Raw genomic sequence first — 21,274 nt, forward strand, 5'->3', positions numbered from 1 at the left:
CGTGCGGTGAAGCCGTGCGAGGGTGCTGATGCGCGGTGCGGGGTGCTGGTACTGCTGCGATCGGTGCTGCTGCTATCGGTGCTGCTGCTATCGGTACTGCTGCTGCCGGTGCTGCTGCGCCACGTCGCTTACGGACGCAGTCCGGGCATCGGGCGCGAGGCGTACGCGTTGAGGGTCCAGTCGCTGGCCGCGCCGCGCTCGGCATGGAAGAGCGCGGCCCGGGCGATCATCGCCGCATTGTCGGTGGCGAGGCGCGGCGACGGGGCATGCACCTCCGCCCCGAGGTCGCCCAGCCGACGACGCATCGCCGCTTCCAGCGCCCGGTTGCACGCCACTCCGCCCCCGAGCACGACGCGCCTCCGTCCATGCTGCCGTGCCGCACGATACGTCTTCTCCACCAGCGTGTCCACCAAGGCGTCCTGGAAGGCGCGCGCGATGTGCGGCGCATCGTCCGCCAGGTCCGCACTGCTCCGCACGGCGTGCAGTACCGCCGTCTTCAAGCCGCTGAACGAAACGTCGAAGTAGTCGGCGTCGCCCGGCTGCTGGTCGCGGCGCAGCATGGGGCGCGAGAAGCGGAAGCGCGACGGGGTGCCGGTCGCGGCGAGCGCCTCGAGCGCCCAGGGGAGGCCAAGGAGCTTGGCCACCTTGTCGAAGGCTTCGCCCGCCGCATCGTCGCGCGTGGCGCCCAGGACGCGGTACTCCCCCCACGCCGCCACGTCGAGGAGGAGCGTGTGCCCGCCGGACACCAGCAGGGCGGTGAACGGGGGGACGGCGCCGGGTGCCTCGAGCGACGTCGCGAAGAGGTGCCCTTCCATGTGGTGCACCCCTAACAGCTTCTTGCCTGCGCCGAACGCCAGCCCCTTGGCATAGCTCACCCCCACCAGGAGCGCCCCGACGAGTCCGGGGGCATGTGTCACGGCGACCACGTCCACGTCGGCCAGGGTGCAGTGCGCATCGCGCAGCGCCTGCCGCACCACGGGGACGACGGCGGTGAGGTGGGCGCGCGAGGCGATCTCGGGCACCACGCCGCCGAACACCCGGTGGATGTCCTGCGAGAGGATGACGAGGGATTGCAGCTGCACCCGGTCGCCCGCTCCCTCCACCACGCTGGCCGAGGTCTCGTCGCAGGACGTCTCGAGCGCCAGGACGCGCATCAGTCCGTCGCCGGGCCGCCCGCGCCGAGCAGTTGCGCGACGACCGCACGGTTGGCGGGCGAGTCCCAGTCGGCCGCCCCGAGGTTGAGCTTGCGAATGCGCCCGTCGCGGCCGACGAGGAACGTCGCCGGGATGCCCTGCGTCTGGAAGGCGGCCTCGATCTTTCCCGTCCCTTCGTGCAGGATCTCGAACGTCAACCCGTGCTCGGCGACGAAATCGAGGATGCGCTGCTCGTTGCCGGGGTCGTCCACCGCGACGGCGACGACCTTGAGCCCCGCCCCCCGGTAGCGATCGTAGAGGCGCTGGATGCTGGGCATCTCGATCACGCACGGGCCGCACCACGTGGCCCAGAGGTTGATCAGGACGACGTCGCCCTTGTAGTCGGCGATCCCCTTGATCCGCGCCGTGCCGTCGAGCGTGGCGGCGCGGAACTCGGGAACGGGTGAGCCGACGCGAACCTGGTGCAGCGTGCTTCCGCCGAGTTGGGTCCCGGCGTACAGCGCGGCGCCGAGGATGGCGACGACCCCCGCCACGAGCGCCCACTGGCGCGCGGTGCTCATACCCGCTCCTGGCACAGCGCGCGAAGGGTGGCGATCTCCCCGCGCGGGTCGCGGGCCGCGAAGATCGCGTTGCCGGCGACGAACGTGTCGGCCCCGGCGCGCCAGCAGCTGGCGATCGTGTCGCGGGCGATCCCCCCGTCCACCTCCAGCACGGCCCCCCGATTCCCGGACTCGTCCAGCAGGGCCCGCGCCTGCCGCAGCTTCTCGATCGTGCGCGGAATGAACGTCTGCCCGCCGAAGCCGGGATTCACCGACATGATGAGGATGAGGTCCACGTCCGGGGCAATGTCGGCGAGCGTCGCGACGGGCGTCGACGGGTTGATGGTGACGCCGGCCAGGCACCCCAGCTCGCGGATGCGCGCGACCTGCCGGTGCAGGTGCGGCGCGGTTTCCTGGTGGATGGTGATGACGTTGGCCCCGGCCTTGGCGAACGCGTCGAAGTACTTCTCGGGCTCGACCACCATCAGGTGCACGTCGAGCGGAAGCGTCGTCAGGCGGCGGACCGTCTCGATGACCTTGGCCCCATACGTCAGGTTGGGGACGAAGCAGCCATCCATGACGTCGATGTGGATCCAGTCGGCGCCCCCTTCCACGCACATCGCGATCTCGTCGCCAAGCCGGGCGAAGTCGGCACTCAGGATGGACGGGGCGATGCGAACGGTCATCGGGTTCCTGCAATGCGAAGCGTGACGATGGTGCCGGCGGCGACGGCCGAGCCGGCCGCCGGCGTCTGGGCGACCACCGTCCCGGCGGGGAAGGTGGCCGAGGGGTCGTACTCGAGGGGGCCCGTGGGGAAGCCGAGCTGCGCGAGCAGCGCGTTGGCCGAGGCGAGGTCGTGCCCCACGACGTCGGGCATCGTGAGCGACGCGGGGCCGGCGCTGACCACGAGGTCCACGCGCGTCCCCTGTGGCACGACCTGCCCTTCGGACGGGTTGCTCGCGATGACCAGTCCGCGGGCCGAGTCGCTCGGCTGCGTGGTCACCTGCCCCAGCTGCAACCCGGCCTGGGCCAGCTCCCCTTCGGCATCGCGCCGCGACAAGCCGGCCAGGGGCGGGATGGTCGCGCGCTGCTGCCCGGCGCTGATGTCCAGCGTGACCGCCGTCCCCGGGGGAACCGTCGTCCCGGACGGCGGGTTCTGGGCCAGCACGGTCGACTTGGGGGCATCGGCCGAGTAGCGCGACTCCCCCGTCTTCGCCTCGAGACCGAGCGTCGTCAGGCGGCGCTGCGCGTCGGCCTGGGTCAGTCCCACCACCCCAGGCACGGTGACGTCGCCGACCGCGACGTCATCGGGGAGGATCACGAACGCGACGAGCAGGTAGGCGAGGAGGCTGGCGGTTCCGGCCACCACGAGGTGCTCGAGTACCGTCCGGAGCCGGGCGGGGCGCTTCATGCCGCGCTCCGTCCCGCGCTCCGTCCCGCGCTCCGGCGCAGGCGGGCGGCGAAGGCGCCGTCCACACCATGCCGCTGCGGGAGGACGCGCAGCATCCCGCCGTCCAGCACCGCGTCGGCGACCGTCCCGCCCGGCGGAGGGTCGAGCGTCCACTCCGGATGCGCGGCCAGGAACGCCTCCACCTGGCGTTCGTTCTCCTCGGCCTCGAGCGAGCAGGTGCTGTAGATCATTAGTCCGCCCGGACGCACCAGCGACGCCGCGGAGCGGAGGATGGCGCGCTGCGCGGCGGCGCTCACCGCCAGGTCCGAGGCCTTGAGGCGCCAGCGGGCGTCCGGGTGGCGGCGAAACGTCCCCGTGCCGGTGCACGGGGCGTCGACGAGGACGGCGTCCACCGGTGAAAGCGCGGTCTCGCGCGCGTCGGTCGCCACGAGGACGACGTTGCGGGCGTCCAGGCGCTCGACATTCTGGCGCATGCGCTCCAGGCGCGCGGGCGAACGATCGCACGCGATCACCAGCGACGCGACGCGCGAAAGCTCCAACGACTTGCCCCCCGGCGCCGCGCACAGGTCGATCACCGTCGCCCCCTCGGGAACCGACGCGTACTGCGTCACGAGGGTGGCCGCCGGATCCTGCACGAAGAAGAGTCCCTGGCGGAACGCCCCGAGGTCGGCCAGCGCCGGGTGGCTGGTGATGCAGAGGCCGTCGTGGACGAATGGGGCGTCGTCCACGTGCACGCCCGCTTCTTCGAGCATGGCCTCGAGCTGTTCGTGCACGATGCCATATGGGCGGATGCACAGCGGTGCCTCGGTGTTGTTCAGTTCCACCAGGCGCGTCGCCTCCTCGAGTCCCCACCGCGCCGCCCACCTCGCCACGAGCCACTGCGGATGCGATCCCGCCAGCGCGAGCGCCTCGACGGGATCGGGAGGGCGCGGGAGTGCGGTGAACGCATCGTCTCCGCGTTCGCGATCCACGCGCCTCAGCACGGCGTTGGCGAGCTTGCTGGCTCCGATGCCATGGCGCCGCTTGGCCAGCTCCACGCTCTGGGCAATTGCCGCGTACGGGGGGACCGACCCCATGTGGAGGAGCTGGTAGATCCCGAGGCGGAGGATGTCGGTCAGGTCGGCATCGAGCCGCGCCAGCCCGCCTCGCACGCGCTCAGTGAGGATGGCGTCGAGGACGCCGCGCCGGCGCAGCGTCCCGTACACGAGCTCCTGGGTCCAGCGGCGGTCGCGCGCATCGAGCTCCCGCACGCGGCGGTCGAAGGCGGCGTCGAGGAGCTCGCCGCCGCGCAGGTCGGCCAGGATGTCGGCCGCCGCCACCCGAGCGTCGGTCACGCCGCCCTGGACGAGCGTGGCCCCCCTGGTGCGCGCTCCATCTCCCGGAATCATGGATGGAAAGATAGTCGGTGCCGGCGGCGTCGCCCCTCGCCCCTCACTCAGCGGCCCCGAGGATATCGCCAGCGGCAACCCCGCGTCCCTGCGCCCAATCCAGCGCGGCCAGGCGCCGCTTCCCGGCGGGCTGCACGTACGCCACCCTCACGCCGCCGGTCCTGCACGCCACCAGCATCCCCCCCTCGTCGATGGCGAGGACGAGCCCGGGGTCGCCTTCGGCGTCCGGGGCGAGGCGGACGCCGGAAAGCTTGACGTCGACGCCTCGCAGCGTGGTGTACGCCCCCGGCCGCGGATCGTAGGCGCGGATCTGGCGCGCCACCTGTCGTGCGTCGCCGGTCCAGTTCACCAGGGTGTGCTCGCGCTCGACCTTGCCGGCGTAGGTCGCGAGCACCTCATCCTGCGCGTCCTCCTGCGCCGCGCCCATGGCGATGAGGGTGAGCGCCTCCACGATGGCGAGGGCCCCCAGCTCCGAGAGCCGCAGCTGCAACTCGCCGTAGGTCTCGTCCCCGAGGATCGGCGTCGGCGCCTGCAGGATCACCGGGCCGGCATCCATGCGCCGGACCATGCGCATGATGGAGACCCCGGTCTCGTCGTCGCCGGCAAGGATGGCGGCCTGGATCGGGGCGGCGCCGCGCCAGCGCGGAAGGAGCGAGGCGTGGATGTTGAGCGTGCCTAACGGTGGCAGGTCGATGACCGACTGCGGGAGGATGTGCCCGTAGGCGACGACGACGGAAATGTCGGGAGCCAGTGCCCGGAGCGCGCCCTCGAACTCCTCGCCGCGCGGCCGCTCGGGCTGCAGCACGGGGAGCCCCTCCTCGAGGGCGATGACCTTGACGGGCGACGGGACCAGCGTCGAGCGGCTGCGTCCCTGCGGCTTGTCCGGCTGGGTCACGACGCCCACCACCTCGTATCCCTCGCCGAGCAGCGCACGCAGTGGGGGAGTGGCGAACTCCGGTGTTCCCCAGAACAGGACCCGCATCTACAACCGTTCGTCGGGGTGGTCGCCCTGCTCGCTGAGATGTCGCACGACCTCGGGGGTGAGGATGCGCACGAGGTTCGGGTACTTCGTCTTCTGCACTTCCCACCTGGCCATGATGGCGCGCTTCTTCAGGAACGACATGTAGTCGATGAACAGCTTGCCGTGCAGGTGGTCGATCTCGTGCTGGAGGCAGCGGGCCATGAGCCCCTCGGCCTCGATCTCGAACGCCTCCCCCTCGCGGTCGGTGGCCCGCACGGTCACCCGCGCCGAGCGCTCCACGTCACCGTAGATGTCGGGAATGGAGAGGCACCCTTCCTCGGCCTTGTCGCCCCCGCTCTCGTCGACGATCTCGGGGTTGATGAGGACGAGACGATCGCCCTCGATCTCGACGACCGCGAGTCGCTCGGAGCGCCCCACCTGCGGCGCGGCCAGCCCGATTCCCTGCGCCGCGTGCATCGTCTCGAACATGTCGTCGATGAGGCGCTGCAGTTCGTCGGTGATCTCGGTCACCGGCGTCGTCTCGACCCGCAGGATGGACGAGCCGAGGACCTGGATCGGGAGGAGGCTCACGTATTCGGTGCGGTGGAGGGTTCGCCCGAGAGGACACGGGCAACGCGTCCGCGCTCGACGACCACGCGTGATTCGCCGGACTTGATGGTGATGTGATCGTCCATCGACTTGTCGGCGCTGCCGTCCTTCGGGGACTCCTTGAGGTGCACGACCTCGCCCACCAGTCCCCCCGCGGTGACGACCGTGTCGCCGCGCTTGAGGTTGCGCAGTCGAGCCTCGTGCTGCTTCCGCTGCTTCTGCTGCGGCCGGATCATCAGGAAGTAGAAGATCCCGAAAATGGCCGCGATCTGGAACAGGAACGGGAGCAGGGGCGAGCTCGCGCCGCCGGCGGCCTGCAGGAGGAACGGGGCGGGGAGGAGGGTCGCGGTCATTGCGAAGGCGTGGCGCGGGAGGTGAGGCGAAGGAGCCAGTCGCTGCTCCACGACTCGAAGCGCTGCTCGAGGATCGCGAGGCGCGCCTGGCGCATCAGGGTGATCAGGAAATGTACATTGTGCAGCGAGAGGAGGCGGAGTCCCAGGATCTCGTCGCTCACGTACAGGTGGCGGAGGTAGGCCCTCGAAAAGCGGCGGCAGGTGCTGCAGTCGCACGCCGGGTCGAGGGGGCGAGGGTCGGTCCGCAGGTCGTTGCGCTTGACATTCAGGCGCCCCTCGCTGGTGAACGCCGTCCCGTTCCGCCCCATGCGGGTCGGGGCGACACAGTCGAAGAGGTCCACGCCGCGCCTGACCCCCTCGATGAGGTCCTCCGGAAAGCCGACTCCCATCAGGTACCGCGGCCGGTCGGCCGGGAGCTCGGGATCGACGACGTCGAGCATCGCGTACATGTCGGGCTTGCCCTCGCCCACGGAGAGCCCGCCGATGCCATACCCCAGCCAGTCGCCCGCGTCGCGAATCGCTCGGGCCGCCTCGCGCCGCAGCTCGGCGTGGATCCCGCCCTGGACGATGGGAAAGAGCGCCTGCGGGGCCCCGCGCGGGTCCCCCTGTTCGCGGCGCAGGCGCTCGAACTCGCCCTGGCAGCGCTGCAGCCATCGGAGGGAGCGTTCGCTCGCATCGCGCGCGGCCGCCGCCTCCGACTGGCCGGGAATGACGTGGTCGAACTGCATGATGACGTCGGCGCCCAGGTTGCGCTCGATCTGCATCACGCGTTCGGGGGAGAAGAAGCGCTTCGAGCCGTCGATGTGCGAGCGGAACTCCACGCCCTCCTCGCGGACCGTGCGCAGCGTCTCCAGCGAGAAGACCTGGAAGCCGCCGGAGTCGGTGAGGATCGGCGCGTCCCAGTGCATGAAGCGGTGCAGGCCCCCCAAGTCGCGCACGAGCTCGTCGCCGGGGCGGAGGTGCAGGTGATAGGCGTTGGCGAGGATCATCTGCGCGCCGGCGCCGCGCACGTCGTCGGGGTCGAGCGCCTTGACGGTGGCCAGCGTCCCCACGGGCATGAACACCGGCGTCTCGACGATGCCGTGCGGCGTGCGGAAGGTCGCGGCGCGCGCGCGCCCGTCGCGTGCGACGAGGTCGAACCGGAAGGCCGGGCCCGGTGGCACGCGCTACTGCCCTCCCGCCTTCACCGCGACGCGTGCGTCGTCCCCCTCGCAGCGATAGCCGATGTCGACGCCTTCGTGCCGTGCCCGTGGGGCCTTGGCGAAGGTGAGTTGGGCCGAGACGGTACCGAAGACGCCGTCGAGCGTCTCGTCGCCGGTGCCGCGCACCAGCGTCGCGCGCGTGGCAAAGCCGCTCGTGTCGACGTCCACCACGAAGCGGGCCGTGCCGGAATCGGGGCGCTGCGCCTTGCGCAGGGCCCCGCATTGCAGCCGCAGGTACTCGGCCAGCACCGGCTCGGCCGTGGCCGGGGTGTAGATCGGGTTCTGCGGCGAGGGGAGGAAGCTGCGCGTGCGCGACGTCACGCAGGCGGCCGTCGAGAGGAGCAGGAACGCCAGGGAAGCGCGGCTCGCCGGCACCGTGACGCTACAGGATGACCATCGCATCGCCATAGGAGTAGAAGCGGTAGCCTTCGCGGACGGCGGTGCGATAGGCGTCCATGATGAGCTCGTAGCCGGCGAACGCCGCGACGAGCATGAGGAGGGTGGAGCGGGGGAGGTGGAAATTGGTGACCAGGCGGTCGACCGCACGGAAGGTGTAGGGCGGATAGATGAAGATCGAGGTCTCCCCCTCGGCGGGGTGGAATCGTCCGCTGGCGTCGGCATTCGACTCGAGCGTGCGAACGGAGGTCGTCCCCACGGCCCACAGGTGGGCCCCGCGCGCCCGCGCGGCGTTGAGCCGGTTCGCCGTCTCGGCGCCGACCTGGTACCACTCTTCGTGCATGACGTGCCGCGCGGGGTCGCTCACCTCCACCGGCTTGAACGTCCCCGCCCCGACGTGCAGGAGGACGTCCGCCAGCTGCACCCCCTTGGCGGTGAGCGCCTCGAGCAGGGCCGGGGTGAAGTGCAGCCCGGCGGTGGGGGCGGCGACCGACCCGGCCTCGCGTGCGTACACCGTCTGGTACCGCTCCGCATCGCCGGCCGCGTCTGCACGGTGGATGTAGGGGGGGAGCGGGATGTGTCCGTGGCGGTCGATGGCCTCGGCGTCGTCGCCCGGTCCCTCCAGCCGTACGACGCGGGTGCGGCGCTCCGTGACCTCGAGGATGCGGACGTCGAAGCCCGGGGCCACGTGGACGACGCGTCCCGGGCGCAGCTTCCCGCCGGGGTGCACCATGGCCTCCCAGCGGTGATCGCCGAGCGGCTTGAGCAGCATCACCTCGGCCGGGGCGCCCGAGTCGCGCACCCCGAGCAGGCGCGCACGGATGACGCGGGTCGTGTTGCGCACCAGGACGTCGCCGGGGGGGACGAGCTGGACGAGGTCCGCGAACGTGCGATGCGCGATGGTCCCGGTCGCGCGGTCGACCACCATGAGGCGCGAGGCGTCGCGCCTCATGGTGGTCGACTGGGCGATGGACGCGTCCGGGAGGTGGAAGTCGAAGGCGGAAGTGGGGTAGGAGGGGGCAGTCATCGACGGATGACGAGGCGAGGTGGGCCGGACGCTGCGTCGGAACGACGCGCGCGCCCGGCCCTGGCCCGTCGGCTCACGGTTCCTGCAGGAGCTTCAGCAGCGCGTCGGTCGAGGCCTTGGCGTCGCCGTAGAGCATGCGCGTCTTCGGCTTGAAGAAGAGCGGATTCTCGACCCCGGCGTACCCGGCGCCCCGGCCGCGCTTGAAGACGATGCAGCTCCCCGCGTCCCAGGCCCGCAGCACCGGCATGCCGGCAATCGGGCTGGACGGATCGTCGAGGGCGCTCGGGTTCACGATGTCGTTGGCGCCGATGACGAGGACCACGTCGGTCTCGGCGAAGTCGTCGTTGATCTCGTCCATCTCGAGGACGATGTCATACGGGACGTTGGCCTCGGCGAGGAGGACGTTCATGTGTCCCGGGAGGCGTCCGGCGACCGGATGGATCGCGAAGCGCACCTTCGCCCCCCGCTTGCGGAGCGTCTCGACGATGGCACGCAGCGGGTGCTGCGCGTGCGCCACGGCCATGCCGTAGCCCGGGACGATGATGACCGACTGCGCCTCGCGCAGCTGGTCGGCGACCTCTTCGGCGGTCGTGGCGATCATCTCGCCCTCCACCGGGGCGCCCCCGGTCGGGGCGGCCCCTTCTTCGGCGCCGAAGCCCCCGAGGATGACCGAGATGAACGAGCGGTTCATCGCCTTGCACATGATGTAGCTCAGGATCGCGCCCGACGAGCCCACGAGCGCGCCGGTGATGATCAGCAGGTCGTTGGAGAGCATGAAGCCCGCTGCCGACGCCGCCCAGCCCGAATAGCTGTTGAGCATCGAGACGACGACCGGCATGTCGGCGCCGCCGATGGCCATGACGAGGTGGATCCCCAGGATCCCCGAGATCGCGGTCATGATGACCAGCGCCTGCATGGCGTGCTCGCCGCCCTGGACGAAGACCACGCCGAGCCCGACGCACGCCACCAGCATCGCGAGGTTGAGAAGGTGCCGCGCCGGGAGGATCAGCGGCTTGCTGCGGATCACCCCCTGCAGCTTGCCCCAGGCGATCACGGAGCCGGTGAAGGTGAGCGCGCCGATGAAGACACCGATGAACGTCTCCACGGCGTGGACCGTCTTCTCGGCCCCGGTGAGCGTCACGTGGGCGCCGAGGTGGCTGCTCATCCCCACCAGCACCGCCGCTGCTCCAACGAAGCTGTGCAGGATGGCGACGAGCTGCGGCATCGCGGTCATCTCGACGCGCGAGGCGAGGACGGCGCCGATGCCCCCGGCGACCAGGATGGCGCCGATGAGGATCGGCGAGGTGATGAGGTGCGCCTGGATGGCCACCGCCACGACGGCGATGATCATGCCGATGGCGCCGAACAGGTTGCCGCGGCGGGCCGACTCGGGGTGCGACAGCCCCTTCAGGCTGAGGATGAAGAGGATGGCTGCGCCGAGGTACGAAGTCGCGAGGAGGGAGTCGGTCACCGGTGAAACATCCTCAGCATGCGCTGCGTGACGAGGAAACCGCCCGCGATGTTGATCGTGGCGAGGACGATGGCGGCGATGCCGAGGAGGCTGGCGGTGGAGAAGCCTCGCACCTGCAGCATCCCGCCGATGACGATGATTCCGCTGATGGCGTTGGTGACGCTCATGAGCGGCGTGTGGAGGGCCGGCGTCACGCTCCAGATGACCTGGTAGCCGATGAAGCAGGCGAGGACGAAGACCGTGAAGTGCGTCAGGAAGGTCGCGGGCGCGGCGAGGCCGATGCCGAGGAGGGCGAGCCCGACCACCAGGAGCCCCCAGCGCGCGAAGGCCGACATGCGCTCGGCGGTCGGCGGGCCGTGCTCGATGCTGTAGATCGGGGCCTTGGGGGCCGGGCGCGATGCGGGGGGCGGCGCGGCAGGGGGAGGCGGGGGCCACAGGAGCGCCCCTTCCTTGAGCACCGTCATCGGCCGCACGATGTCGTTGGCCTCGTCGACCGCGAAGTTGGCGGCGCCACCCATTTCCTCGAGCAGGTGCACGACGTTGGTTGCGTAGAGCGTGGAGGCCTGCTGTGACATGCGCGACGGGAGGTCGGTGTAGCCGACGATCGTCACACCGTCCACCACCGCGGCCTCGTCGCGGCGCGTGAGCTCGCAATTGCCGCCCTGCTCGGCGGCGAGGTCGACGACCACCGAGCCGCGCTTCATCGACCGGACCATGTCGGCGGTGATGAGCGTGGGGGCGCGCTTGCCGGGGATCAGCGCGGTCGTGACGATGATGTCCACTTCGCGCGCCTGGGCGGCGAAGAGCGCCATCTCCGCCTCGATGAACGCGGGGCTCATCTCCTTGGCGTAGCCGCCCGTTCCGCTGCCGTCTTCCTCGATGTTGACCTCGAGGAACTCCGCTCCCATCGACGTGACCTGCTCCCGGGCGGCAGGGCGCGTATCGAAGGCCCGGACGATCGCACCGAGCGCACGCGCCGTCCCGATCGCGGCCAGGCCGGCCACGCCGGCGCCGATCACGAGGACCTTGGCGGGATGGATCTTCCCCGCGGCGGTCGACTGCCCGCGCAGCGGGCGCTGCATGACGTTGACCGCCTCGATGATGGCGCGATAGCCGGACAGGTTCCCCATCGACGAGAGGGCGTCGACCTTCTGCGCGCGCGTGGTGCGCGGGACCTGGTCCATGGCGATGGCGGTGACGCCGCGCGCCGCCAGCTGCTGCACCAGGGCGTCGCTGAAGGCGGGGTAGAGGTAGCTGATCAGCGTCTGCGACGCGGAGAGCCGCGTCACCTCGTCGTCGCCTGGGGGGCGGATCTTGGCGACGACGTCGCTGGTCCAGACGTCGCCGGCGGGGGCGATGGTCGCGCCCGCCGCGACGTAGGCGGCGTCGTCGAAGCCGGCCGCGAGCCCCGCGTCGGACTCGACCCGCACGCCGAAACCGAGCTTCAGGAGCTTCTTGACAGAATCAGGGGTGGCGGCGACCCGGCGTTCGCCGGGGAAGCGCTCCCTGGGGATTCCCACGTTCATGTTGATCCTCTTGGTGCGTTCGGAAGCCGCGCGCGTGCGCGGGGGTGGCGGAGCGTCCTGGCTAGAACAGTTCGGGCTGTGCCTCGGCGGCCGATGGCGGCGAGAAGCCGAAGTGGCGGTAGGCGAGGGCGGTGGCCATGCGCCCGCGGGGGGTGCGCTGGAGGAAGCCGTTCTGGACGAGGAACGGCTCGTACACCTCCTCGATCGTCCCCGTGTCCTCGGCGACGGCTGCCGCGATGGAGCCGACGCCGACCGGCCCGCCCTCGAACTTCTCGATGATGGTGCGGAGGATGCGGGCGTCCATGTCGTCGAGGCCGAACTCGTCGACGTCCAGCAGCTGCAACGCCTGGTTGGCGACGTCGCGGGTGATGGCGCCGTCGGCGCGCACCTGCGCGTAATCGCGCACGCGGCGCAACAGCCGGTTGGCGATGCGGGGCGTCCCGCGCGAGCGGCGCGCGATCTCGTGCGCCCCCTCGTCGTCCACGGCGACCCGCAGCACCTCGGCCGTGCGCCTGACGATGTGGCCGAGGTCGTCGGCGGGATAGTAATTGAGCCGCTGCACGATCCCGAAGCGCGCGCGCATCGGTGGCGTGAGCATCCCCTGGCGGGTGGTGGCGCCGATCAGCGTGAAGCGCTCGATCGGCATCGTGATGGTCTGCGCCTTGGGCCCCTCGGAGAGCCGGATGTCGATCCGGTAGTCCTCCATGGCCGGGTACAGGAACTCCTCGATCACGGGGCGCAGGCGATGGATCTCGTCGATGAAGAGGATGTCGCCTTCGCGCAGGTTGGTCAGGGTGCCGACCAGGTCACCCGGCTTTTCCAGCGCGGGGCCGGAGGTGGTGCGGATGTTGACGCCCAGCTCGCGCGCGATGAGCTCGGCCAGCGTCGTCTTGCCCAGCCCCGGCGGGCCGAAGAAGAGCGTATGGTCGAGCGGCTCCCGCCGGCTCAGCGCAGCGTCGATGTAGATGCGCAGGCTCTCCTTGACCTTCGACTGCCCGATGAACTCGGCCAGCCGCTGTGGACGCAGCGAGAGCTCGACCGGTCCTTCCTCCGGGAGTTCGTCGGGGGTCGTGATTTCGCGGGGCACGCTCGAGACGGGAGGCGGGAGTCGGAAGACGGGCAGGTCGCGTTGCGCGACGACGCGCCCGTCCGTGGCGGCGCACGGCACAGTCTCTCGGACGCCGTGGCCGCCACTGCAGGGGGAGAATATAGCCCGAAAAAAGGCCGAAATCGAACCGTGAGCTTCGGTGACCTCGGGCGACGGCGCGCGTCGTTGTCTTGTGAACTTCGTCGCACTTCTCGTGGTCGCGCTGGCAGCCTCGCTGACGGCGGTGGCGATCCTTGCCTGGCGCGTCCGGCGGGTGCGGGGGGACGTGCATGCCCTCCGGCGGAGTGAGGCGCGCTTTCGCTCCCTCGTCCAGCTCTCGTCCGACGTGACGCTGATCGTCGGGGGCGACGGGGAGATCCGCTATGCGTCGCCGGCCGCGCAGCGGACGTTCGGCCGGCGGGCCTCGTCGCTGGAGGGGATCAAGCTCCTGTCGCTGGTGCACCCCGACGACGTGACGCAGGCGGGACGGCTGCTCGGGGCGCTCGCCGGGGAGCCGGGACGCACCTCCTGCGAGTGGCGGGTGCGCGGCTCGACGGGGATGTGGCAGTGGACCGAGAACACCACGACCGACCTGTCGCACGAGCCGTCGGTGGGCGGGGTGGTGATCAACGTGCGCGACATCTCCGAGCGGCGGACGCTCGAGTCGCGCCTCACGCACCAGGCATTCCACGACGCCCTGACGCGCCTGGCCAACCGGTCGCTCTTTCTCAATCGCGTGTCGCACGCGGTGGCCCGGGCCCCGCGCAGCCAGCGCCCGTCGGTGGTGCTCTTCCTCGACCTCGACGACTTCAAGAAGGTCAACGACTCGTTGGGTCACGGCGTCGGCGACGAACTGCTGATCGCGGTGGCCGGGCGCCTCTCCACCTGCGTGCGCCCGGGCGACACGATCGCCCGGCTCGGGGGCGACGAGTTCGCGATCCTCCTCGAGGAGCTCGACGACATGGGGCACGCCGTGCAGATCGCCGAGCGGATCTCCACCGCGCTGCGCACCCCGTTCCGGATGCAGGGGCGCGACGTCTTCATCGGCGTGAGCATCGGCATCGCCACGGTGGCCGCCGGCGACTCGCCCGAGGACGTGCTGCGCAACGCCGACCTCGCGATGTACTTCGCCAAGGGGAGGGACAAGGGACGCTGGGCCATCTACGCCCCGGAAATGCACCAGCACGTGATGGATCGCCTCGAGCTCGAGGCCGACCTGCGCGCGGCGGTCGACGCGGGGGACATCCGCGTCGAGTACCAACCCATCGTGCACCTGGAGTCGGGGGACATGTATGGCGTCGAGGCGCTGGTGCGGTGGCACCATGCGGCGCGGGGGCACGTGGCGCCGTCCCGCTTCGTCGGCATCGCCGAGGAGACCGGGCTCATCGTCCCCATCGGCCGCCACGTCTTCCACGAGGCGTGTCACCGGGCGCGCGAGTGGCGCATGCACCGCAACGGGGCGCGGCCACTGTGCATCTCGGTCAACCTGTCCGGGCGGCACTTCCAGGAGGCGTCGCTGATCGACGACGTTCGGGAGGCGCTGCGCGCGTCGGGGCTGGAGCCCTGGGCCCTGACGCTGGAGATCACCGAGTCGGTGCTGATGCAGCGCTCCGACGCCACGCTGGACAAGTTGCGCGCCCTCAAGGCGCTGGGGTTGCGCCTGGCGATCGACGACTTCGGTACCGGATACTCCTCGCTCGGCTACCTGCAGCAGTTCCCCATCGACATGCTCAAGATCGACCGGACCTTCGTGGACCCGGTCGCCATGCCGGGCAGCGACCCGGTGCTGGCGCGGGCGATCATCGCCCTGGGCAAGACGCTGGGGATCGAGACGGTGGCCGAAGGGATCGAGCGTCCGGAGCAGCGCGAGGGGCTGCGCGCGATGGGATGCACGCTCGGGCAGGGCTATCTCTTCGCCCGCCCCATGGCGGCCGACGAGCTGGCCGCCTCGCTCATCGAGCCGCAGCGCGTCCCGTCGGTCGCGGAGGCGCACGCCTCCGATCGCCCCCCGATCTTCCCGCCGTCGCTCCTGCTGCCCGAATTCTAGGAATCGGGCAGCTGGGAGCAGGCCACCCGTGAATTCGACGGCGTCGCCAGCAGTCGGGGCGCCCGCCCGCTTCCCGCCCTAGGCCTTCGCCGCGACGGTCGCCAGACGCTCGGCGGCGGCCGTGAGCGTCTCGGTACGCTTGCAGAACGCGAAACGGACGTAGTGGCGCGGCGGCCCCCCGGGCGCGTGGAACGACGAGCCGGGGACCGTCGCCACGCCCACCTCCTTGGCCAGCCAGCGGGCGAAGCTCACGTCGTCCAGGTCGCTGATCGCCGAGTGATCGGCCAGGATGTAGTAGGCGCCTTCGGGGGAGGTGAACCGGAAGCCCGCGGAGCGGAGCGCCTCGCACATGATCTCGCGGCGAGCGCGGTAGTCGAGCGCCATGTGGTTGTAGTACTCGGCGTCGAAGGCCATCCCGACGGCGGCCGCCTGCTGCAACGGTGCCGGCGCGCCGACGGTCAGGAAGTCATGCACCTTGCGGATCGCGACCGACTCGGCCTCCGGCGCGATGGCGTAGCCCAATCGCCATCCAGTGCAGCTGAAGGTCTTGGACAGCCCCGAGATCGTCACCGTGCGCTCGGCCATTCCCGGCCAGGTGGCCAGGACGTGGTGGCTCCCCGCGTAGCGGATGTGCTCGTAGATCTCGTCGGTGAAGGCCCACACGTCGTTGCCGATGCACAGCTCGGCGATGAGGTCGAGCTCCTCGCGGGTGAAGACGCGTCCGGTGGGGTTGTGCGGGGTGTTGACGATGATCGCCTTGGTGCGGTCGGTGAAGGCGTCGCGCAGCCGCTGCGGGTCGAAGGTCCAGTTGGGGGGCTCGAGGGGGACGAAGACCGGGGTGGCGCCGGCGAGGATCGCGTCGGGGCCGTAGTTCTCGTAGAACGGGTCGAAGATGATCACCTCGTCGCCCGGATCGATGAGGGCCAGGAAGACCGCGGCCATCGCCTCGGTGGCGCCGCAGGTGACCGTGATGTGCCGGTCGGGATCGACCGTGTGGCTGTACCACCGGTGGTACTTCTCGGCGATCGCCAGCCGCAACGCCGGCGCCCCCCAGGTGATGGCGTACTGGTTCACGTCGCCTTGGATCGCGGCGCAGGCCGCGTCCTTCATCGCCTCGGGCATGGGGAAGTCGGGAAACCCCTGCGCGAGGTTGATGGCCCCGTACTGCTGGGCCACGCGTGTCATCTCGCGGATGACGGATTCGGTGAAGGTCGAGGTGCGTACGGCGGGCATGGGGCGGGCGAAAGACTGGAGACGGGAGTTGGGAGACGGGCGGTTCGGTGGCGCCTAACGCGTGCACCCTACCGTCGTCCAACCAGCGGGAGGGCCGCCCGGACAAGTTCCGCCGTGGACGGCGAAGCGCCAGTGGTCTCGCGTGCGGCGCGCACCGCCTTCTCGGCATCGGGCGCCGCGTAACCGAGGGAGACGAGGGCGCGGATGGCGTCGGCGTCGGAGGCGCCGGCGGGGCGCGCCCCGTCCACCGGGGCCGCCGCGACCTCGTCGAGCTTGTCGGCCAGGTCCAGGATCAGCTGCTCGGCCTTCTTGCGCCCCACGCGCGGCACCTGCTGCAGCGTGGCCACATCCTTCTCGCGGATGGCGCGCACCAGACGCTCGGCCGAGAGCGTCGAGAGCATCCCGAGCGCCAGCGCGGGGCCGACCCCCTTGGCGGTGAGGAGCTTGCGGAAGACGGCGCGCTCGAAGGGGGTGGCGAAGCCGTACAGGAGCCACTCGTCTTCGCGCACCACGAGCGCCGTGTGCAGCCGTACCGGTTCGCCTGCCCGCGGAAGCGCCTCGTAGGTGCCGAGCGGGATGAACAGTTCGTAGCCGACGCCGCCGTTGGTCAGGATCTCGGCGCGGTCGAGGTCCTTGGAGACGAGGGTGCCGGTGACGAGGGAGAGCATGGAGGGAGACGGGAGACGGGAGTTGGGCGACGGGCGTTGGGGAGTGTGCGGGGCTGGACGTCGTGCGCGGGAGCGCCCTCACTCTCGCCTCAGCGACGCCTTCCCGCCAGCGCGTCGATGCGCGCGGTCATCAGGCAGGTGAGGGCAGCGGCGACCCCATCGGCGGCGTCGGCAGGCGCTGGGGGAGCCTTCAGGCGCAGCAGGCGGGCCACCATGAATTGCACCTGCTCCTTGGTCGCGGCCCCCGTCCCGGCGATCGCCTTCTTGATCTCCGACGGGGGGTATTCGTGGATCGCGAGCCCGGCGCGCTGCCCGGCGAGGAGGATCACGCCCCGGGCGTGTCCGAGCGCCACCGTCGTGCGCACGTTGCGGGCGTAGAAGATGCTCTCCACGGCCATCGCCCGAGGGTGATGGCGGGCAATGATCTCGCTGATGCCGTCGAAGATCTCGCTCAGGCGCGAGGGGAGGGGGTCCTTGGCGCGGGTGCGGATCACGCCGCACTCGACCAGGGTATTCACCCCGCGCTCGCCGGGGCGCACCACGCCGTAGCCGGTGACCGCCGTCCCCGGGTCGACGCCGAGCACTACCACGCGCGCCAGATGGTCGAGGCGCGCGTGGTCTGGTCAGGCATTCTCCAGCTCCGCGTCGTCCATCTCGAAGTTGGCGTCGACCTTCTGGACGTCGTCCAGGTCGTCGAGCGCCTCGATGAGCTTGAGGAGCGTCTGGGCGTTCTCGTGCTCGACGCGGACCGTGTTCTTGGGGATCCACGACAGCTCGGTCTCCTCGGGGACGAGCCCGGCCTGCTCCAGCGCCTGCTTGACCGCATGCAGGTCGGCGGGGGCGGTGGAGACGATGTAGGTGTCGTCCTCGCGGGCGAAGTCCTCGGCGCCGGCGTCGAGGGCCTTCTCCATCGCCGTGTCCTCGTCCATTGCAGCTGCCGAATAGTAGAGCTGTCCCTTGCGGTCGAACATGAAGGCGACCGAGTTGGTGGCCCCCAGGTTGCCGCCGCCGCGCGAGAGCTTGGCGCGGACTTCGGCCACCGTGCGGGTGGGGTTGTCGGTGAGCGCCTGGATCATGAGGGCAACGCCCCCCGGGCCGTAGGCCTCGTACAGGACCTCGACGTAGTCCACCCCTTCGAGTTCGCCCGTCCCCTTCTTGATGGCGCGCTCGATGTTCTCCTTCGGCATCGAGGCCGCCTTGGCGGTGTCGATGGCGGTGCGGAGGCGCGGGTTCCCCCCCGGGTCACCCCCGCCGGCCTTGGCGGCGACCGTGATCTCGCGGATGAGCTTCGTGAACTTGGCGCCGCGCTTGGCGTCGGTCGCGGCTTTGTAATGCTTGATCTGCTTCCACTTGCTATGGCCGGCCATGTCTCGCGTCCCGTCGGGTCCTTGGGGTCAGGGCGGGAAATATAGGGGCGAGGGGGGGATGGAGTCAGGATGGGCGCCCCGGTGGTTGTCTCGCGCCCTGTCCATCCGGCGCCATCGGTACGCGGGGCGATATTCCCCGGGGACATCCACCGCCGGCACGACTCCGGACTCGTCGACCAACGGACTCCCTCTCAGGCGCGCCACGATCGAGTGCAACCGCTGGAGCGTCGGCCGGGGCACGATGCGAAAGTAGTAGAAGCCGGTGGTTGCCGATGTGCGATCTCCGCCGATGACCGTTCCTCCGATGCTGTCGATCAGGGCGCGTCGCGCCGCCACGGTCGCTGCCGGCGCGAACTCGATCGTCAGGACGTCCTTCAGGATTGGACCGCCCGTGAAGGCTGTGTCATCGACGATGTTCACGCTGGAGTAGAGGCCGACCGGAACGGAATCGGGGGGGATGGCTTGAACAAGGTCTGACGACGAGAGCGCCGTCGTCGACAGCGTGATCCGTCGCGATGGCATCGACGTTCCGACACCTGCGTCGCCCGGGCGCAGGAGCGAGGGCCGCGTGTAGTTCCGGAGAATCAGGTTCGCTTCGTCGACCCAGGCTGACGCGCGAAGTCGGTTGCGAATCGCTAATGAGTTGGGCGATCGACGCGGCAGACGAAAACTGAAGGTAGTAGTCGCCGTCGGAAGCTGATGTGCGCGCTCCTCCCACCACGACCCCGCCCAGGCTGTCCATCAGGGCCTGGCGTTCGCTGGCACGGGCGCCGGTTCGGAATACGACTGCCAGGACGTTGCGTTGGATTGGCACTGCGGATACGGAGGTGTCGACGACGAAGTTGGCCGAGTCGTGGACCCATGCGGGCACCGTATCCGGAGGGGCGGTGGGAAGCATTCGCGACGGAGTGCGCCTCACCGCGGATACGTGATATCGCGACGCGAGTCTCACCTCCGGCCGGGCTGTCAACAACCTCACCGCGGCATCGACGGTGGCCGCTGACGAGTCTGCTGGAACGCGCACCAAGTAGCATCCGTCACCCGTCGCATTCCGCGCTCCTCCCACGACCACACCGGTTAGGGCGGCGATGGCGGACTGTCGCTGAGCCTGAGTCGCCCTGTCGTGAAAATACACCAGGAGGTGGTGTCGAACGTACGGTAGTCCGCCAGATGAGTCGTAAGCGACATTCTTGTAGTCGCTGAGGCCCGCGGGCAGAGTGTCCGGCGCCACTGCCGGCACTGCCGGCACTGCCGGCACTGCCGGTGCCAATGTCGAAATCGCCGGGAGCTTGATCCGAATCGCCCGGTTCAAGTCGCTTCCGCTGAACTCCAGCCACTTGCGCCGCGAAACGCCGTTCGGCGGGAGCGTCTGGACCTGGCCGGCCGGCGCCAGCAGCGTGTCGTAGCGCCACAGGCCGCTCCGCCCGTTCGCGCTCGCCGAATCGTAGTTGGTGGCCACGATGTTCGGCGTCCCGGCCATGACGTTCCCGCGGTTGTCCAGGAAGTGCGCACTATCGGCGAGGAAACGCACTCTCGTCGGGGCCACGATGGCCGTGCCGCCGAGGTTCCGGATCACCAGCGGGACGCGAAGCGTCGCCGTGGACGCGTCGTACACGGCGGCCGTATCGGTCTCCAGCCGCAACGAATCGCTCTGGCATCCGGTGCTGTTGTAGAGCGGCTCCACCGTGGCCGTCCCGTTCACGACCTTGAGCGCAAAGCGGGTGCACCCATCGGTGGCCTGCTGGCTCACGAGCGCTTCAGGCATGAGCAGGCGCTGCTTCGCGGTCACGACGTCGTCGAGCGCGCAGCTGGCGCACGCCGCCCCCAGTACTCCGATCAATCCCAGCATCCGTCCCCCACGGTCGTTGTTCCCGGCGCCACGTCCTCACCTCGCACCGCCAGCGGATGCCCTACCGATCCGGCTCCACCATGTCCTCGAAGCGCAGCCAGCGCTTGTAGAAATACAGGTCGGCATACCCCACTCCCCCGTTCCGCTGCTTCAGGACGTGCACTTCGGCGGCTCCCTCCACGTCGCGCGAGGTCTCGTACAGCTCCTCGCGATACAGCCCCAGCACCGTGTCCGCCAGCTGCCGCAGCGCGCCTAACGCGCCGAAGTCGTCGAGGCGGGGACGGGGGTCGTCGCGTTCGCGTACCGGGACGGCCAGGTGCGACACGAGGAGCACCGCGCAGTCGCGACGCACCGCCATCCCCTTGAGGTCGCGCACCACCTGCGCCAGCTCCTCCTCCATCGGGAGCGCGCCGCGCGCCAGCGACTGGAGCGGATCGACCACCAGGAGGTCGAGCCCGAGGTGCTCGATGAGGAGGTCCGACATCCCCGGGAGCCCGTTGGGGGGCATGTGCGAGAGGAGAGCCGGGTGCTGCCGCATGGCGAGGGCGGCGGCGGCAACCGCGGCGTAGGCCTCCTCGCCGAGTCGTCCATTGCGCAGGTCGTCGAGGGCAGCGCGCCCCTCGACGGCGAGGGCGCGCTCGAGGAGGCGCTCGCCCGACAGCTCGCCCGAGAACAGGGCGACGCTTCTTCCCGCCTCGGCGGCCCGGAGCGCCATGGCCAGGGCCAGCGCCGACTTCCCGCACCCGACGTCGCCCCCCAGGACGACCAGGTCGCCGCGACGTAGGCCGCCGCCTAACAGTGCATCGAGCGAGGGGAAGCCGGTGGAGAGGGTATCGCCGGCCCCTCCCGCCGCGGCGAGCCCCTCGAGGTAGGCCGCGGCGTCGAGGACGCGCGCGGGGACGTCGCCAGCGGGGGCGTCGTCGGGCGCACGATCGGGGGAATCGGCGGGGAGGGTGTGTTCGGGTGGCATGCGGCGAGGGCGATGG

The 21,274-nt window shown here is 70.5% G+C and carries 22 protein-coding genes; 2 read left to right on the top strand and 20 right to left on the bottom strand.

Annotation, left to right across the window (positions count from 1 at the left end):
- Positions 1 to 128 precede the first annotated feature (128 nt).
- The 14 genes from ABS52_08160 to ABS52_08225 form a co-directional block, all read right to left on the bottom strand.
- Positions 129 to 1,154 carry a tRNA (adenosine(37)-N6)-threonylcarbamoyltransferase complex transferase subunit TsaD gene (locus tag ABS52_08160; GenBank protein ID ODT03722.1) on the bottom strand — a complete coding sequence of 342 codons (1,026 nt, stop codon included), beginning with the start codon at positions 1,152 to 1,154 and terminating at the stop codon, positions 129 to 131.
- Positions 1,154 to 1,714: a hypothetical protein gene (locus tag ABS52_08165; GenBank protein ODT03723.1), complete on the bottom strand. Its 561-nt coding sequence runs from the start codon at positions 1,712 to 1,714 to the stop codon at positions 1,154 to 1,156. Before ABS52_08165 ends, ABS52_08160 begins: the two co-directional genes overlap by 1 nt.
- Positions 1,711 to 2,379 carry a ribulose-phosphate 3-epimerase gene (locus tag ABS52_08170; protein ID ODT03724.1) on the bottom strand — a complete coding sequence of 223 codons (669 nt, stop codon included), beginning with the start codon at positions 2,377 to 2,379 and terminating at the stop codon, positions 1,711 to 1,713. Before ABS52_08170 ends, ABS52_08165 begins: the two co-directional genes overlap by 4 nt.
- Positions 2,376 to 3,062 carry a hypothetical protein gene (locus tag ABS52_08175; protein ID ODT03725.1) on the bottom strand — a complete coding sequence of 229 codons (687 nt, stop codon included), beginning with the start codon at positions 3,060 to 3,062 and terminating at the stop codon, positions 2,376 to 2,378. The genes ABS52_08170 and ABS52_08175 overlap by 4 nt, the downstream gene beginning before the upstream one ends.
- A 38-nt stretch (positions 3,063 to 3,100) precedes the next feature.
- On the bottom strand, positions 3,101 to 4,396 hold the full coding sequence (locus tag ABS52_08180) for a 16S rRNA (cytosine(967)-C(5))-methyltransferase (protein ID ODT03767.1): 1,296 nt from the start codon (positions 4,394 to 4,396) through the stop codon (positions 3,101 to 3,103).
- Between the two features lie 139 nt (positions 4,397 to 4,535).
- Positions 4,536 to 5,474, bottom strand: coding sequence for a methionyl-tRNA formyltransferase (locus ABS52_08185; GenBank protein ID ODT03726.1), 939 nt, complete (start codon positions 5,472 to 5,474; stop codon positions 4,536 to 4,538).
- Positions 5,475 to 6,044, bottom strand: a complete 570-nt coding sequence (locus tag ABS52_08190) for a peptide deformylase (GenBank protein ID ODT03727.1) — start codon at positions 6,042 to 6,044, stop codon at positions 5,475 to 5,477.
- The gene (locus ABS52_08195; GenBank protein ODT03728.1) at positions 6,041 to 6,415 is read right to left on the bottom strand and encodes a preprotein translocase subunit YajC; all 375 of its coding nucleotides are present in this window, start codon (positions 6,413 to 6,415) and stop codon (positions 6,041 to 6,043) included. The genes ABS52_08190 and ABS52_08195 overlap by 4 nt, the downstream gene beginning before the upstream one ends.
- On the bottom strand, positions 6,412 to 7,578 hold the full coding sequence (locus ABS52_08200) for a tRNA guanosine(34) transglycosylase Tgt (GenBank protein ODT03729.1): 1,167 nt from the start codon (positions 7,576 to 7,578) through the stop codon (positions 6,412 to 6,414). The genes ABS52_08195 and ABS52_08200 overlap by 4 nt, the downstream gene beginning before the upstream one ends.
- 3 nt (positions 7,579 to 7,581) lie before the next feature.
- Positions 7,582 to 7,992, bottom strand: a complete 411-nt coding sequence (locus ABS52_08205) for a hypothetical protein (GenBank protein ID ODT03730.1) — start codon at positions 7,990 to 7,992, stop codon at positions 7,582 to 7,584.
- Positions 7,993 to 7,999: 7 nt separating this feature from the next.
- Positions 8,000 to 9,040, bottom strand: a complete 1,041-nt coding sequence (locus ABS52_08210) for a tRNA preQ1(34) S-adenosylmethionine ribosyltransferase-isomerase QueA (GenBank protein ID ODT03731.1) — start codon at positions 9,038 to 9,040, stop codon at positions 8,000 to 8,002.
- 73 nt (positions 9,041 to 9,113) lie between these two features.
- Positions 9,114 to 10,511 (bottom strand): NAD(P) transhydrogenase subunit beta, encoded by a 1,398-nt coding sequence (gene pntB / locus ABS52_08215; GenBank protein ID ODT03732.1) that lies wholly within the window; start codon positions 10,509 to 10,511, stop codon positions 9,114 to 9,116.
- Positions 10,508 to 12,037: an NAD(P) transhydrogenase subunit alpha gene (locus tag ABS52_08220; GenBank protein ID ODT03733.1), complete on the bottom strand. Its 1,530-nt coding sequence runs from the start codon at positions 12,035 to 12,037 to the stop codon at positions 10,508 to 10,510. Before ABS52_08220 ends, pntB begins: the two co-directional genes overlap by 4 nt.
- A gap of 61 nt (positions 12,038 to 12,098) precedes the next feature.
- Positions 12,099 to 13,112 (bottom strand): Holliday junction DNA helicase RuvB, encoded by a 1,014-nt coding sequence (locus tag ABS52_08225; GenBank protein ODT03768.1) that lies wholly within the window; start codon positions 13,110 to 13,112, stop codon positions 12,099 to 12,101.
- A gap of 205 nt (positions 13,113 to 13,317) precedes the next feature.
- Here ABS52_08225 and ABS52_08230 point away from each other — a divergent pair, with 205 nt between their 5' ends.
- Positions 13,318 to 15,171, top strand: coding sequence for a hypothetical protein (locus ABS52_08230; GenBank protein ODT03734.1), 1,854 nt, complete (start codon positions 13,318 to 13,320; stop codon positions 15,169 to 15,171).
- Between the two features lie 78 nt (positions 15,172 to 15,249).
- Here the strand turns inward: ABS52_08230 and ABS52_08235 are convergent, their stop codons facing one another.
- The 5 genes from ABS52_08235 to ABS52_08255 form a co-directional block, all read right to left on the bottom strand.
- Complete coding sequence (locus ABS52_08235) at positions 15,250 to 16,404, bottom strand: aminotransferase (protein ID ODT03735.1); 1,155 nt, start codon at positions 16,402 to 16,404, stop codon at positions 15,250 to 15,252.
- A 68-nt stretch (positions 16,405 to 16,472) separates the two neighbouring features.
- The gene (locus tag ABS52_08240) at positions 16,473 to 17,072 is read right to left on the bottom strand and encodes a Holliday junction DNA helicase RuvA (protein ODT03736.1); all 600 of its coding nucleotides are present in this window, start codon (positions 17,070 to 17,072) and stop codon (positions 16,473 to 16,475) included.
- 89 nt (positions 17,073 to 17,161) lie between these two features.
- The gene (locus ABS52_08245; protein ID ODT03737.1) at positions 17,162 to 17,662 is read right to left on the bottom strand and encodes a crossover junction endodeoxyribonuclease RuvC; all 501 of its coding nucleotides are present in this window, start codon (positions 17,660 to 17,662) and stop codon (positions 17,162 to 17,164) included.
- Positions 17,663 to 17,695: 33 nt separating this feature from the next.
- The gene (locus ABS52_08250; protein ODT03738.1) at positions 17,696 to 18,439 is read right to left on the bottom strand and encodes a transcriptional regulator; all 744 of its coding nucleotides are present in this window, start codon (positions 18,437 to 18,439) and stop codon (positions 17,696 to 17,698) included.
- Positions 18,440 to 18,466: 27 nt separating this feature from the next.
- A complete protein-coding gene (locus ABS52_08255; GenBank protein ID ODT03739.1) occupies positions 18,467 to 18,961 on the bottom strand; it encodes a hypothetical protein in 495 nt (164 codons plus the stop codon).
- A gap of 938 nt (positions 18,962 to 19,899) precedes the next feature.
- On the opposite strand from ABS52_08255, the gene ABS52_08260 reads away from it, so the two are divergent.
- Positions 19,900 to 20,112, top strand: coding sequence for a hypothetical protein (locus tag ABS52_08260; protein ODT03740.1), 213 nt, complete (start codon positions 19,900 to 19,902; stop codon positions 20,110 to 20,112).
- Between the two features lie 237 nt (positions 20,113 to 20,349).
- Here the strand turns inward: ABS52_08260 and ABS52_08265 are convergent, their stop codons facing one another.
- Positions 20,350 to 21,258 carry a hypothetical protein gene (locus ABS52_08265; protein ID ODT03741.1) on the bottom strand — a complete coding sequence of 303 codons (909 nt, stop codon included), beginning with the start codon at positions 21,256 to 21,258 and terminating at the stop codon, positions 20,350 to 20,352.
- Positions 21,259 to 21,274: the final 16 nt, after the last annotated feature.

It is taken from the genome of Gemmatimonadetes bacterium SCN 70-22 (genome assembly GCA_001724275.1).
Taxonomy (GTDB): domain Bacteria; phylum Gemmatimonadota; class Gemmatimonadetes; order Gemmatimonadales; family Gemmatimonadaceae; genus SCN-70-22.